The sequence below is a fragment of the Nocardioides sp. B129/18 genome (assembly GCF_055282735.1).
Map to the genome: position 1 here is coordinate 221,135 of NZ_JBUZJI010000002.1, position 12,686 is coordinate 233,820.

General features: G+C 74.3%; 18 protein-coding genes and 1 tRNA gene. 6 read left to right on the forward strand and 13 right to left on the reverse strand.

Translation table 11 applies throughout. From position 1 onward, the window contains the following. Nucleotides 1–481 (reverse strand): hypothetical protein (locus tag ACZDWJ_RS02735; protein ID WP_463519377.1); only part of this gene is annotated, 481 nt, incomplete at its 3' end. A gap of 91 nt (nucleotides 482–572) precedes the next feature. On the opposite strand from ACZDWJ_RS02735, the gene ACZDWJ_RS02740 reads away from it, so the two are divergent. Next, nucleotides 573–1,592, forward strand: coding sequence for an LLM class flavin-dependent oxidoreductase (locus ACZDWJ_RS02740; protein ID WP_463519378.1), 1,020 nt, complete (start codon nucleotides 573–575; stop codon nucleotides 1,590–1,592). A gap of 306 nt (nucleotides 1,593–1,898) precedes the next feature. On the opposite strand, the gene ACZDWJ_RS02745 is transcribed toward ACZDWJ_RS02740, so the two are convergent. After that, complete coding sequence (locus tag ACZDWJ_RS02745) at nucleotides 1,899–2,339, reverse strand: hypothetical protein (protein ID WP_463519379.1); 441 nt, start codon at nucleotides 2,337–2,339, stop codon at nucleotides 1,899–1,901. After that, on the reverse strand, nucleotides 2,336–2,848 hold the full coding sequence (locus ACZDWJ_RS02750; RefSeq protein ID WP_463519380.1) for a hypothetical protein: 513 nt from the start codon (nucleotides 2,846–2,848) through the stop codon (nucleotides 2,336–2,338). Before ACZDWJ_RS02750 ends, ACZDWJ_RS02745 begins: the two co-directional genes overlap by 4 nt. A 175-nt stretch (nucleotides 2,849–3,023) precedes the next feature. Here ACZDWJ_RS02750 and ACZDWJ_RS02755 point away from each other — a divergent pair, with 175 nt between their 5' ends. Beyond that, nucleotides 3,024–4,331: a flavin monoamine oxidase family protein gene (locus ACZDWJ_RS02755; RefSeq protein WP_463519381.1), complete on the forward strand. Its 1,308-nt coding sequence runs from the start codon at nucleotides 3,024–3,026 to the stop codon at nucleotides 4,329–4,331. After that, nucleotides 4,328–5,233 carry a DICT sensory domain-containing protein gene (locus ACZDWJ_RS02760; RefSeq protein WP_463519382.1) on the forward strand — a complete coding sequence of 302 codons (906 nt, stop codon included), beginning with the start codon at nucleotides 4,328–4,330 and terminating at the stop codon, nucleotides 5,231–5,233. Before ACZDWJ_RS02755 ends, ACZDWJ_RS02760 begins: the two co-directional genes overlap by 4 nt. A gap of 209 nt (nucleotides 5,234–5,442) precedes the next feature. Here the strand turns inward: ACZDWJ_RS02760 and ACZDWJ_RS02765 are convergent, their stop codons facing one another. Further along, nucleotides 5,443–5,799: a hypothetical protein gene (locus tag ACZDWJ_RS02765; protein ID WP_463519383.1), complete on the reverse strand. Its 357-nt coding sequence runs from the start codon at nucleotides 5,797–5,799 to the stop codon at nucleotides 5,443–5,445. A 127-nt stretch (nucleotides 5,800–5,926) separates the two neighbouring features. Between ACZDWJ_RS02765 and ACZDWJ_RS02770 the strand changes: the two genes are divergently transcribed. Next, the gene (locus ACZDWJ_RS02770) at nucleotides 5,927–6,445 is read left to right on the forward strand and encodes a hypothetical protein (protein ID WP_463519384.1); all 519 of its coding nucleotides are present in this window, start codon (nucleotides 5,927–5,929) and stop codon (nucleotides 6,443–6,445) included. Between the two features lie 13 nt (nucleotides 6,446–6,458). Here ACZDWJ_RS02770 and ACZDWJ_RS02775 read toward each other — a convergent pair whose 3' ends face one another. The 6 genes from ACZDWJ_RS02775 to ACZDWJ_RS02800 are packed head-to-tail and all read right to left on the reverse strand — an operon-like array spanning nucleotide 6,459 to nucleotide 9,668. Continuing rightward, nucleotides 6,459–6,782, reverse strand: coding sequence for a GroES family chaperonin (locus tag ACZDWJ_RS02775; protein WP_463519385.1), 324 nt, complete (start codon nucleotides 6,780–6,782; stop codon nucleotides 6,459–6,461). An 8-nt stretch (nucleotides 6,783–6,790) separates the two neighbouring features. After that, on the reverse strand, nucleotides 6,791–7,057 hold the full coding sequence (locus ACZDWJ_RS02780; RefSeq protein WP_463519386.1) for a DUF3618 domain-containing protein: 267 nt from the start codon (nucleotides 7,055–7,057) through the stop codon (nucleotides 6,791–6,793). A 35-nt stretch (nucleotides 7,058–7,092) separates the two neighbouring features. Next, nucleotides 7,093–7,854: an energy-coupling factor ABC transporter ATP-binding protein gene (locus tag ACZDWJ_RS02785; protein ID WP_463519387.1), complete on the reverse strand. Its 762-nt coding sequence runs from the start codon at nucleotides 7,852–7,854 to the stop codon at nucleotides 7,093–7,095. Next, on the reverse strand, nucleotides 7,851–8,576 hold the full coding sequence (gene cbiQ, locus ACZDWJ_RS02790; RefSeq protein WP_463519388.1) for a cobalt ECF transporter T component CbiQ: 726 nt from the start codon (nucleotides 8,574–8,576) through the stop codon (nucleotides 7,851–7,853). The genes ACZDWJ_RS02785 and cbiQ overlap by 4 nt, the downstream gene beginning before the upstream one ends. A 1-nt stretch (nucleotide 8,577) precedes the next feature. Then, nucleotides 8,578–8,940 carry a PDGLE domain-containing protein gene (locus tag ACZDWJ_RS02795; protein ID WP_463519389.1) on the reverse strand — a complete coding sequence of 121 codons (363 nt, stop codon included), beginning with the start codon at nucleotides 8,938–8,940 and terminating at the stop codon, nucleotides 8,578–8,580. Beyond that, nucleotides 8,937–9,668, reverse strand: coding sequence for an energy-coupling factor ABC transporter permease (locus tag ACZDWJ_RS02800; protein ID WP_463519390.1), 732 nt, complete (start codon nucleotides 9,666–9,668; stop codon nucleotides 8,937–8,939). The genes ACZDWJ_RS02795 and ACZDWJ_RS02800 overlap by 4 nt, the downstream gene beginning before the upstream one ends. Before the next feature lie 47 nt (nucleotides 9,669–9,715). On the opposite strand from ACZDWJ_RS02800, the gene bcp reads away from it, so the two are divergent. Together bcp and ACZDWJ_RS02810 are read left to right on the forward strand one after the other, a co-directional pair. Then, a complete protein-coding gene (gene bcp / locus ACZDWJ_RS02805) occupies nucleotides 9,716–10,189 on the forward strand; it encodes a thioredoxin-dependent thiol peroxidase (protein ID WP_463519391.1) in 474 nt (157 codons plus the stop codon). 57 nt (nucleotides 10,190–10,246) lie between these two features. Beyond that, a tRNA-Leu gene (locus ACZDWJ_RS02810) sits at nucleotides 10,247–10,328 on the forward strand. 151 nt (nucleotides 10,329–10,479) lie between these two features. On the opposite strand, the gene ACZDWJ_RS02815 is transcribed toward ACZDWJ_RS02810, so the two are convergent. Genes ACZDWJ_RS02815 through ACZDWJ_RS02825 form a run of 3 tightly spaced genes read right to left on the reverse strand, consistent with a single transcriptional unit; the run spans nucleotide 10,480 to nucleotide 12,624 of the window. Then, nucleotides 10,480–11,112 (reverse strand): non-canonical purine NTP pyrophosphatase, encoded by a 633-nt coding sequence (locus ACZDWJ_RS02815; RefSeq protein ID WP_463519392.1) that lies wholly within the window; start codon nucleotides 11,110–11,112, stop codon nucleotides 10,480–10,482. Beyond that, nucleotides 11,109–11,831, reverse strand: a complete 723-nt coding sequence (rph, locus tag ACZDWJ_RS02820) for a ribonuclease PH (RefSeq protein WP_463519393.1) — start codon at nucleotides 11,829–11,831, stop codon at nucleotides 11,109–11,111. The genes ACZDWJ_RS02815 and rph overlap by 4 nt, the downstream gene beginning before the upstream one ends. A 10-nt stretch (nucleotides 11,832–11,841) precedes the next feature. Further along, a complete protein-coding gene (locus tag ACZDWJ_RS02825) occupies nucleotides 11,842–12,624 on the reverse strand; it encodes an SGNH/GDSL hydrolase family protein (RefSeq protein ID WP_463519396.1) in 783 nt (260 codons plus the stop codon). Nucleotides 12,625–12,686: the final 62 nt, after the last annotated feature.

Sequence of the window (12,686 nt, forward strand, 5' to 3'; positions counted from 1 at the left end):
AGGCGAGCGCCCGCGGTGCGGCGTCGTCCGGTCGACCGTCCTCGGCGCCGAGGGGCTCCCCGGTGGCCGCCGGCCCCACCGATCCCACGCAGGCCTGGAGATCGCGCAGCAGCGCGATCCCGACGTCGGAGGAGGCGAGATCCTCGCTGCCGGGCTGCACGACGACCCGGGCGACGCGGGCGCCCGCGGCGGTGCGGGCCTCGAGCGGCACCGCGGTGGCGGTCGGCGCGACGGCGTCGACCAGCTCGGAGCGGGTGAGCAGGGGCAGCCCGTGGTGCTCGGCCAGCGCGGCGGCGAGGACGGCGTCGTCGATCGCACCGATCGCGAGCAGCCGGGCGGCCAGGGGCAGCGCGTCGGCGCGACCGCGGGCGAGGTCGATCTGCACCGGCTGCACGAGTCCTCGACGCAGCAGCATGCGCGCCAGCGCGTCCTCGGGATCCTCGGCGCCCAGCGCTCGTCCCGGGCCCGAACCGATCGCCACGTGGCCCTCCGCTCCCTCGGTGCGCGTCATCGTAGCGACGCCGACACCGCCGCCGCGGAACAGCGGCCTCAGCCGGGACGTTGGACGCGGCATGACCGCACTGCGCCGCCTCGGGTTCCTCACCATCGGCCTCTTCGACGCCGACGATCCGCGGCCGGGCCACGAGGCCACCCTGCGACTCATCGAGCTCGGCGAGCGTCTCGGCCTGGACTCCGCCTGGCTGCGCCATCGGCACCTGCAGCACGGCATCTCCTCCCCCGTCGCCGTGCTGGCCGCGGCCACGCAGCGCACCGAGCGCATCGACCTCGGCACCGCCGTCACGCCGCTGGGCTGGGAGAACCCCCTGCGCCTGGCCGAGGACCTCGCGACGGTCGACGTGCTCAGCGGCGGCCGGCTGAACCCGGGCGTGAGCGTCGGCCCGCCGATGAACTGGGACGCCGTCCGCGACGGCCTCTACCCCGACACCGCCGAGCACGAGGACCTCTCGCCGCGGCGCCTCGAGCGGCTCCTCGAGGCGCTCGGCGGCGAGGCGGTCTCGACCTTCTCCGGCGTGCAGGGCATCGAGACCTTCTCCTCCCGCGTCGAGCCGCACGTGCCGTCACTGCGCGGGCGGGTCTGGCAGGGCGTCGGCAGCCTCGGCTCGGCCCGCTGGGCCGGCGAGCACGGCCTGCACCTGCTGACCAGCAGCGTGGTGCGCGCGGAGTCCGAGGACCCCGCGACGTGGGACTTCGCCGCCCTGCAGCGCGCCCAGATCGACACCTGGCGCGCCGCCCACCCCCGGCCGGCGCAGGCACGCGCCTCCCAGGGCCTGGTCGTGATCCCCACCGACTCCGCCACGCCGGCCCAGACGCGACGCTACGAGGAGTACGCCGCCTCGCGGCTGGCGCGCACGACGAGCCCGCAGGGTCCGGGACGTCTGCTGTTCGCTCCGGACCTGGTCGGCCCCTCGGCCGAGCTGGCCGATCGACTGCGCGCCGACGCCGGGTTCCAGGCCGTCGAGGAGATGGTGGTCGCCCTGCCCTTCACCTTCGGCGTCGAGGACTACGAGCAGATCCTCACTGACCTCGCGACGTCGCTGGGGCCGGAGCTGGGCTGGGCACCGCGGGGGTGAGACCTGCGGGGCGGGATTCGCAGGGGGAGGGCCGCAGCGACGACGAAGACGTCAACACGGCGTTGAGATCACGCGCTGGTGGGGTGGCCGGATGATGTCGGGGCCCGGCCCGCCCGCCACAGAAGAGCAGGGCCCCGACATGTCCGGTTCCTCTCGCGAGAGAGGTCTGTTGTCGGAGCCCTCGAGCCCGCCCGCCACAGATTGGCCGAGGGCTCCGACAGTTCAGGGGCCTCTCCCGGAGGAGAGGCATTGCCGAGGCCCCCGCGCCCGCCCGCCACAGAAGAGCGTCGGGGGCCTCGACAAGTTCTAGGGTGTGCCGCGTTCGAACCAGATCGGCGCGGAGCCGAGGTCGTCGAGCGGCAGCTCGCCGAGACCTCCGTCGTTGCCGATCAGGCGCAGGCAGACGGCACGGGCCATCTCCTCGGCCGAGCCCTCCATCTCCAGCGCGCGGTCGACATGACGCACGCCGTCGGAGGTGGGAGGGCCGATGACGCAGGGGGTGCGCAGGCTGACCTCGGCGCCGTCGGCGTCGACCAGCACGGCCCACGCCTCGATCGGCGCCTCGATGCACGCCAGCTCGTCGAGGCGCTGCGTGAGGCCGTCGATGAGGGCGTCGACCCGCTCGACCGCACGCTGGCACGAGGCCTCGGTGCGACCGACGAGACGGTCCCGGGAGCGCTGGAGCCGCGACAGCGCATCGCGGACGCGCGCTGCCTGGGCCACGGGGGTGGGCTGGGTGGTGCTCATCGGGACGCTCCGTCCCCGCGGGCGGCGCGACGCCGCCGTGCGAGCTCGAGATCGAGGACCCGAGCGCCCTCCCGGCCGGACGCGCTGGAGGCGCGCCGCAGTCGGGACGGGCTCGGGAGTGCCGTCACGCCGGGGGCGCTGACGGCCGGCCGCGGGCGGGTGCCACGTCCGCGCTGCCGGTGCTCGGGGCCGAGCAGGTAGACGACGTCGGAGTCGGTGTAGGCGATGTCCTCGACGAGACCGTCGTGCAGACCGCCGCGGCGGTCGACCAGGACGACGCGCTGACCGATCGTCAGTCGCCGTGAGAGTCCGGAGCGGCTGTGGCGCGCGGCCACGGTGGCGCTGGCGGACTCGAGGGCGGTCGCCGCGTAGGGCGTCAGCAGCATGGGACGGACGGCCGCCTCGCGCCGGGCGGACCCGGGGGAGGTCGGCGGGGTGTCGCCCGCCACGTGCTGCACCCCGCCGACCAGTCGGAGTCGAGCCTGCGGGACACCGGCGGTGTCAGCCATGTCATGCCCCTCTCGGTCGAAGCGTCTGGTGAGTCGGTGAACGTGCTGAGCAGAAATCTACACACAGTTTTGTTGAGATTCCAAGAGCAAATCTGATTTTCTGTTCACGTTCTGGCAGAGGAGTGTTGAGGTTTTGGCGATCTTCGTCAACACTGTTCACCAGAAGGAGTGAGTGATGAGCGCACAGCACGTCGACGTCGCCGTCGTCGGAGCCGGCATGGCCGGGCTGCGATGCACGGACGTCCTGGCACGCGCCGGAGCCGACGTCGTCCTCCTCGAGCGCTCCGCCCGGGTGGGCGGACGCGTCGTGAGCGACGAGGTCGACGGCCACGTCGTCGACCGCGGCTTCCAGGTGATCAACCCCGGCTACCCGGCTCTGCGGCGGGCGATCGACGTCGACTCCCTCGGTCTGCGGCCGTTCGCGCCCGGCCTCGCCCTGCGCACCGACGACGGCCTGCGCCGCTGGGGCCACCCGCTGCGCGCCCCCGGCCTGGCCCCCGGCACCCTCGCCGCCGTCGCCCGGCGTCCCGTCCACGCCCTCGCCCTCGCGCGCTGGGCCCGGCCGGTCCTCGTGGCCGGTCGTGCCGCCCACCGTCTCGAGGAGCGGGTCGCCGACGTCCCCGACGTCAGCCTCGGCCGCGCCCTCGACGACGCCGGCGTGGCCGGCGAGCTGCGCGAGGCCCTGCTCTCCTTCCTCGCGGGCGTCGTCCTCGACGACCCCGCCGCGATCGCCAACCGCTACGCGCTGCTGCTCGTGCGCAGCTTCCTCAGCGGCGTGCCCGGGCTGCCGGTCGGCGGCGTCGGCGTGCTGCCGCGACGCATGGCCGAGCCCGTCCGCGAGCAGCTGCGCCTCGAGCACGAGGTCACCGCGGTCGAGCGCCGCGGCGGCCGCGTCGTGCTCCACTCCCCCGCCGGCACCGTCGAGGCCCTCACGGTCGTGTGGGCCACCGAGGCGCCGGCCGCCCGTGCGCTCCTCGACCTCACCACCGCGCCCTCGCGCGGCGTCGTGACGCAGTGGTGGTCCACGCCCACCTCCCCCGCCGCGGACTCCCTGGTCCACGTCGACGTCAGCCGGCGCCGCGGACCCCTGGTCAACACCGCCGTCGTGTCCCGGGCCGTTCCCGAGCACGCACCCGCCGGACGCCACCTCGTCCAGGGCAGTGCCCTGCTCGGCCCCGGCCACCCCCTGCCCACCGAGGCCGAGATGCGGGCGCATGCCGGTCGCATCCACGGCGTCCCCACCGACGACTGGGAGCCCGTGGCCCGTCACGAGATCGCCCATGCCCTGCCGACGCTCCACGCACCCGCCGCGGTCGCGGCGCGCGCCGAGTGGGTCGGTGACGACCTCGTCGTCTGCGGCGACCACCGAGCGACGCCCTCGCTGCAGGGCGCGCTGGCCAGCGGCGAGCGCGCCGCCCACGCCGTTCGTCGGCGTCTGGGCCTGGGGGCCGCACCCCGACCGATCCTGAGGAGCGCCGGATGAGCGCGCTCCCCCCGACCACTCGCGAGGAGGACTCGATGAGCGATGACGCCGTCCTGAGCATCGGCGACCTGTCCGAGCGCACCGGAGTGGCCGTCGCGACCCTGCGCATGTGGGAGAACCGTCACGGCTTCCCCCGCGCGCAGCGACTCGCCAGCGGCCACCGGCGCTACACCCCCGCCGACGTCAAGGCGGTGCTCGACGTGATGGCACGGCGCGACGCCGGCTCACGGCTCGAGGCCGCGATCGCCGACGTGGCCGACCTCGCTCGGCCGGCGGCGCCGTCGATCTTCGCGCGGCTGCGGCAGACCCACCCGCACCTCACCCCCCTGCGACTGCGCAAGAGCACGCTCCTCGCGCTCTCCTGGGCCATCGAGGACGAGTTCTGCGCCAAGGCCGACCACGCCCGGATCTTCGGCTCCTTCCAGCGCGAGCGGTACTTCAACGCCGCCGGCGAGCGGTGGACCGAGCTGGCGCGGGTCGCCCAGGTGGCGATGGTCTTCGCCGACTTCCCCGACACCCCCGTGCCCTCCGCGCTGCCGGCCACCACCTCCCTGGCACCGGTCAAGATCCCGCTGCCCGAGTCCGCGCCGCTGCGGCGCGAGTGGGCGGTCGTCTGCGACTCCCGCGAGCTGCCGGTCGCGCTGAGCGCCTGGGAGCTCCCCGGCCAGGGCTCGGTGCGCGACAAGGACCGCGTCTTCGAGTCGGTGTGGACCTTCGAGCCCACCGCCGTCCGCGAGGCGGCCCGCGCCTGCGCGAGCGTCGCCTCCAGCGTCGACGCCGCCGCGGCCGCGCCCGTCCTGCACTCCCTGGCCGGCGACGCCCAGTCCGGCGTCACCGACCTCCGCGCCGCCAGCGAGATGGTCGGCCGCATCGTCTCCTACGTGGACGCCTTCGGTCGCTGACCAGCACCGAGCGTCGCCGTCCGTCCTAGGCACCCCGGACGGCACTCCGGAGGCCCCGGGGCCCGCGGGATCCCACCCCGCAGGCTCCGGGGTCGTCCATCCTCGAGAAGCGCGAGAGCCCGGCACCGTGACGGTGCCGGGCTCTCGTGCGTTCCGGGGAGGAAGGTGACGGGCGGGCCCGTCGCGGGGAGGCAGGAACGGGGGACGGCTCAGGGACGACGGGCCGGCGCACCGTGGAGGCCGGCGGCCTCGCAGAGCAGTCGCCAGGTCTCGTGGTCCAGGCTCGTGGGAGTGGCCGGCAGCAGGCTCCGCTCGGCACTGGCGGCGACGACGAGGGACCCGTCGGCCGCGCGGCCCTCGTAGCGCAGGAAGCCGTTGACGTCGTGCACCGGCGACCAGCCGGCCCGCAGCATCTTCGCGGTCGCCTCGTCCCACGCCGAGGCCATGAGCGACTCGCCGTCGAGCCAGACGTCGTCCTCCGGGCGGGGGCAGACGACCAGGCCGACGCCGGTCACCGGGTCGAGGTGGGCCGTGTGGAACTCGCCGAGGACGATCGTGAACACCATGCCACGACAACGCGGGGCACCCCTCCCGGTTACGGCCCGAACGGGGTCGATCGGGTGTGGTCCACACCTCGCCACACGCTTCCCCTCACCCCCGTGACCTCGGCCCGGACGCCTCGTTGAGGTGGACATGAGCCCGTCCGCAACCCTGCGCCGCGAGACCCGACTGCTGTCGGTCTCGGGGGCCTGGGTGCGTGGCACGTGGGTGGACGACGCCGTGCTCGAGCACTGCCGTCGCTCGGCGCAGGGCGGCTTCGGCTTCCGCGTCCGCTCCTCCCAGGTGGGCCACGCGCTCGTCGACGCCGGCCTCGCCGACCGCGACCGCCGCGACCCCGGCCTGCTCACCGGCACCGCGCTCGCCGGTGGCCTCGACGCCACCGAGCCGACCGCGACCCACACCGCGACTCACACCGCGACCCGCGCGCCCCGCGCCGGCTTCGTCGCCGAGCCCGCGCCGCGCGCGTCGGCCCCGGCCGCCGAGGAGTTCCTCGGCTTCTGCGCCAGCGCCCACCACGCCTCGCCCGTCGAGGCCACCGTGGCCGGACTGCGTCAGAGCAACGGCTCCGCCCGGGCGCACACCGAGCCCGTCGTGCTGTGCGGCCGCTGCGCCGAGATGCTCGGCTCGGCCGGCTTCTTCACCGCCCGCTGAGCGCGGGCCCTCGTCAGAGGTACAGGCCGGTGGACTCGTCGCCCAGACGGTCGGCGGCCACCGCGTGCACGTCGCGCTCGCGCATGACGACGTAGACCTCGCCCTGCACCTCGACCTCGGCCTTGTCGTCGGCGTCGAAGAGCACGCGGTCGCCGATCTGCACCGCGCGGGCCTGCGGACCGTGACCGACGACCCGGGCCCACGCCAGGCGTCGCGCGCCCATGGCCGCGGTGGCCGGGATGACGATGCCCCCGGTGGAACGACGCTCGCCGGCCTCGGAGTCCAGCTCCACCAGGACCCGGTCGTGGAGCATCTTGATGGGGGTCTTCTCGCTCATGGCGCTCCTCAGCGGTTGGCGCGGCGAATCACGAGGATCACCGTGAGCGAGCCGACGACGACGCCGGCCACCTTGAGGATGTTGTCGGTGCGCGGCTCCCCGGTGACGGGGTCGACGAAGTGGGCCTTGAGGGAGGAGACCTCGCGACGCACGATCGTCTGCGGCTTCGCTCGGTAGGCCAGCTGACCCACCGAGACGGCGAGCCGCTCGCGGGCCTCGGCGATCTCCCGCTCGAGCTGGGCGGCCTTCAGGGAGGGGTCGGTCTTCTTGCTCACGTCGGCAACCTACCAACCCCCGCGCAGGCGCGGGCTCACCGCACGGGGCGTGGGCGGCCCACGCTGCGGGGGTCGAACCCGAAGGGCAGCTCGAGGCGGTGCGCGGCCATGAGGGCGTCGTCGGTGAGGAGGTCGTAGGTGGCGCCGTCGGCCACGACGGCGCCGTCGTGCAGGATCACCGACCGCTCGCACAGCTCGAGGGCGTAGGGCAGGTCGTGGGTGACCATGAGGACGGTGACGTCGAGGCTGCGCAGGATGTCGGCGAGCTCGCGGCGCGAGGCGGGGTCGAGGTTCGACGACGGCTCGTCGAGCACGAGGATCTCCGGCTCCATCGCCAGCACCGTGGCCACCGCGACGCGGCGTCGCTGACCGAAGGAGAGGTGGTGCGGCGGGCGGTCGGCGTAGGCGGCCATGCCGACCTGCTCGAGCGCGGCCATGACGCGGGCGTCGAGCGCGGCGCCCTTGAGGCCGAGGTTCGCCGGACCGAAGGCGACGTCGGCGCGCACGGTGCCGAGGAAGAGCTGGTCGTCGGGGTCCTGGAAGACCACGCCGACGCGACGCCGGATCTCCTGCAGGTGCTCCTTGGCCACCGGCAGGCCGCTGACCCGCACGGTGCCGGCGCCCGCGGCGAGGATGCCGTTGAGGTGGAGCACCAGCGTCGTCTTGCCCGCGCCGTTGGGCCCGAGCAGCGCGACCCGCTCACCCTGGTGGACGTGGAGGTCGACGCCGAAGAGCGCCTGGTGGCCGTCAGGGTAGGCGTAGGCCAGGCCCTGGACGTCGAGGACGGGGGTGCTCACGGCTGCTCCGGCTGGGGGTGCGCGTGGTCGGGGTGGGCGTGGGGACGGTCCAGCCCCGGCGGGATCCGGCCACTGTAGCCGCGGGAGAGCATGGCCAGGTGGACGCGCTCCCCGCGCTCGTAGGAGCGGATGAACAGCGCGCCGACCGAGCGCGCCAGCACGCCCCAGTGGCGCGGGTCGCGGGCGGTGAAGCCACGGGACTCCCGGGCGATGCGCATGCGCTGCATCTCGCCGGTGACGACGTCGAGGTAGCGCACCATGAACGTCGCGATCTGCACCAGCTGGGAGGGCAGCCGCAGCCGCTCGAGGCCGCCGAGGAGGGCCTGCGGCTCGGTGGTGGCGGCCAGCGTCAGGCCGCCGAGGACGCCGAAGGTCGCCTTGACGAGCAGGAGCGCCGCCCCCTCGAGGCCCGAGCGGCTCAGCGAGACGCCGAGCACGTCGACCCGCTCGCCGTGGGCGATGAAGGGCAGCAGCGCGGCGAAGACCACCACCGGGGTCTCGACGACCATGCGTCGGGCCAGGTAGCCGAACGGCACCCGCGAGGCCGCGACCACCGCGAGCAGCAGCGCCGCCTCCGCGAGGTAGGCCCACCACCAGGTGCGGGGCGTCGCGACCACGCAGATCATGAATCCCAGCAGGGCCAGGATCTTCAGGTGGGCCGGAGCCCGGTGCACCGGCGAGTGGCCGTGGTAGTGCAGGCGGTGACCGTGACCGGCGCCCACCTCAGCGCTCGACGGCGTCGGGCGCGGCCTCGGCGGCGGCGTCGGTGGCGGCGGTGGCGCTGTGATCGGTCGGCTCGGCGGCCACCGCTCCGCGGCGACGCACCAGCCAGGTGAGCCCGCCGGCGAGGGCTAGCACGACGAGCACCCCGACGATGCCGGACCACGAGCCGGCGTACCCGGCGAAGGGGCTCTCGGAGGAGGCGTGGGCGGTCTCGGACGAGGCGAAGCCGAGGTCCTGGGAGACGCGGGTGAGGCCGTCGGGGGCGCTGTCGGCCCAGCGGCTGACGACGCCCGCGAGAATCAGGCTGACGACGAGCACGCCCAGCAGCAGGGCGCGGTTCGAGACGCGCGAGCGCACGCTCATGCCACGCCCTCCCCCGTCGTCGCCGGCGTCGCGGCGGGTGCGACGGGTCGCGTGGTGCGGACCTCGAGCTCGCGCAGGGCGAGCACCCGCCGGGCGCCGTAGACGAGATCGGGGCGCACGCCGAGGATGGCGCTGATGGCCACAGCCGTGATGACGGCCTCGCCGATGCCGATGAGCAGGTGCACCGAGAGCATCGCACCGGCCAGCGTGCCGAGCGGGACGTCGACGTTGCCGCCGACGTCGAAGAGCCCGACGAAGGCCAGCGCGGCCACCGGCACCGAGACCAGGGCGCCGGCCGCGGCCTGCAGCGGCACGAGGCCGAGGCGTCGCGGCATCACGGTCTGGAGCAGCCGGAAGACGCCCCACCCGACGAGCACGGTGATGATGCCCATGAGCGTGATGTTGGTGCCCAGCGCGGTGATGCCGCCGTCGGCGAAGAGCAGGCACTGCACCAGGAACACGACGCTGAGGCAGAGGATCGCGGTGGCCGGCCCGACGAGCACCGCCGCGATCGCGCCGCCCATGAGATGCCCGCTCGTGCCGCCGGCGACGGGGAAGTTGAGCATCTGGGTGGCGAAGACGAAGGCGGCGACGAGTCCGGCCAGCGGCGCGGTGCGGTCGTCCAGCTCGCGCCTGGCAAGGTAGAGGGAGACGCCGATCGACGTCGCCGCCACCACCCCGGTGGCGATCGACGTCGGAGCGTCGAGGAATCCGTCAGGCACATGCATGCCACGACCATATCGTTGTTGCAAATTCCTTGCAGAAAGGCACCCTTGTGAGCGACCGCCTCTCCCCCGGTGACACCGCCCCGGACTTCACCCTCACCAGCGACACCGGCGAGGAGGTCGGCCTCGCGGGCCTGCGCGGGCGCAAGGTGATCGTGTACTTCTACCCCGCCGCGATGACCCCCGGCTGCACCAAGCAGGCCTGCGACTTCACCGACTCCCTGGCCTCCCTGCAGGCCGCGGGGTACGAGGTCGTCGGCATCTCCCCCGACAAGCCGGAGAAGCTCGCGAAGTTCCGCGAGCGCGACGGCCTCACGATCACGCTCCTCTCCGACCCCTCCAAGGACGTCCTGCGCGCCTACGGCGCGTTCGGCGAGAAGAAGCTCTACGGCAAGGTCGTCGAGGGCGTCATCCGCTCCACCGTCGTCGTCGACGAGGAGGGCGCCGTCGAGGTCGCCCAGTACAACGTCAAGGCCACCGGCCACGTCGCCAAGCTCCGCCGCGACCTGGGCCTGGACGCCTGACGTCGTCGTCACGCTCCTAGACTTCGGCGTGGCGCCCGGACGTGGTCCGGGTGCCGCGCCGAAGTGGTGGAACAGGCAGACACGCGGCACTTAGGATGCCGTGCCCACGGGCGTGCGGGTTCAAGTCCCGCCTTCGGCACCGACGTCGTCGTCCCCCGCGATCCTCCGCGGGCTGTGGACGACGACTCCCGGCTGTGGACGTCCAGCGGGGATTGGTCAGGGGAACTTCTGCGAAAGAGGCCCGAACTTCCCCTGACCAAGGAGAAGTTCCCCGGTCAGCCGGGGAACTCCTAGGCGCCCGGCCCCAGCACCCCCACCAGCACCGGCACCAGCTCCCGCAGAGCCCGGCCGCGGTGGGAGATGGCGTCCTTGTCCTCCCGGGAGAGCTCGGCGGTGGTGAGGCCGGGCCGCTCGTCGGCCTCGAAGAGCACGTCGTAGCCGAAGCCGCCCGACCCGCGGCACTCGCGGATGACCCGACCGTCCATGCGGCCCTCGACGACCGCCTCGCCGCCCGCGTGGACGACGGCGACGGCGCTGGCGAAGTAGGCCCGGCGTCGCTCGTCGGGGACGTCGGAGAGCTGGGCGAGCAGCAGGGCGTTGTTGCGGTCGTCGGACTTCGGCGGGCCGCCCCAGCGCGCGGAGAGCACGCCGGGCATGCCGTTGAGGGCGTCGACACACAGGCCGGAGTCGTCGGCCACCGACACCAGCCCGGTGTGGGCGAACCCGGCGCGGGCCTTGAGCAGGGCGTTGCCCTCGAAGGTCGGCTCGTCCTCGACGGGCTCGTCGTAGGGGTCCAGGCCGAGGCCGGCGAGGTCGTCGAGCCCCAGCACCTGCACGCCCGGCACCAGCGGGGCGAGTATGCGCTCCATCTCCGCGAGCTTCTTGGCGTTGCGCGAGGCGAGGAAGACGCGGGGGGAGGTCATCGGGCCAGGGCCTCGCCCTGCAGGCGGGTGAGGTCGGCGCAGCCCTTGGCGGCGAGGTCGAGCAGGGCGTCGAGCTCGGCCTTGTCGAACGGCGCACCCTCGGCGGTGCCCTGCACCTCGACGAAGCGGCCGTCGCCGGTCATGACGACGTTCATGTCGGTCTCGGCGCGGACGTCCTCGACGTAGGGCAGGTCCAGACGCGGGACGCCGTCGATGATGCCGACGCTGATCGCGGCCACCGAGCCCGTGAGCGGCTCGCCCTTGATCGCACCGGTGGAGCGCAGGTGGGCGATGGCGTCGGCGAGCGCGACGTAGGCGCCGGTGATCGAGGCGGTGCGGGTGCCGCCGTCGGCCTGCAGGACGTCGCAGTCGATCTGGATGGTGTTCTCACCCAGCGCCTGGTAGTCGATGACGGCGCGCAGCGAGCGGCCGATCAGGCGGCTGATCTCGTGGGTGCGTCCGCCGATGCGGCCCTTGACCGACTCGCGGTCCGAGCGGGTGTTGGTGGACGCCGGCAGCATCGCGTACTCGGCGGTGACCCAGCCCAGGCCCGAGCCCTTGCGCCAGCGCGGGACGCCCTCGGAGGCCGACGCCGCGCACAGGACCTTCGTGCGGCCGAACTCCACCAGCACGGAGCCGGCGGCGTGGTCGAGCCAGTTGCGGGTGATGGTGATGGGGCGCAGCTCGTCGTCGGCGCGGCCGTCCTCGCGTGCAGTCATGCCCCGAAGGCTACGGCGCGGGCTCGGGCTGCCGCGTCAGGGCCCGCTCCCACGCGGCCCGCGCGGCCCAGGGGCCGAGGTCGCGCGCCCGGCGTCCCATCCAGGGAGCGCCCTCGGTGACGACCCACGACAGGTTGCGCCGCCAGCTGGGCTCGATGCCGCCGTCCGGGCCGGCCTGCGGCAGGGCGACGTCGTAGCCGGCGTCGGCCAGGCGCCGCGCGAACGCACGGGCCAGCATCCGGTGCCCGAGCTCGGACGGGTGCAGCCGGTCGACCGACCACGACGCCCGGTCGTACACGCCCGGCTCCTCGGCGAGGTCGACCCGGATCCCGCCGTAGCGCTCGACGACGGCGTCGTACCCCGCGTTGACGGCGGAGATCCTCGCGTCGAGGGGACGACGCAGCGCCGGCGGCAGCCCGAAGACCCGGCCGTGGTCGTGGAAGCGGACCGTCAGCAGCGTGGAGCCCGCGTCGTGGAGCGCGCCCGCGGTGGCCAGCAGGTCCTCGGCGAACCGATCGGGGTGCCACGTCGAGCGCATCGTGTCGTTGACGCCGACGATCAGCGAGGCGAGCTCGGGGGCGTGGGCGACGGCGTCGGCCACCTGGTGGGAGGCGACGTCGCGCACCGTCGAGCCGCTGACGGCGAGGTTGAGGTAGGAGAGGTCGTGACCGGCCTCGTCCAGACCGGCGGCCAGGAGTCGGGACCAGCCCCGCAGGGCCTCGCGGCGGTCAGGAGTCAGGACGGGGTCGCCGACCCCGACGGTGGTGGAGTCGCCCAGGGCGACCAGGCGCAGATAGCGGCGTGGGGGGGGGGGGGGGGGGGGGGGGGGGGGGGGGGGGGGGGGGGGGGGGGGGG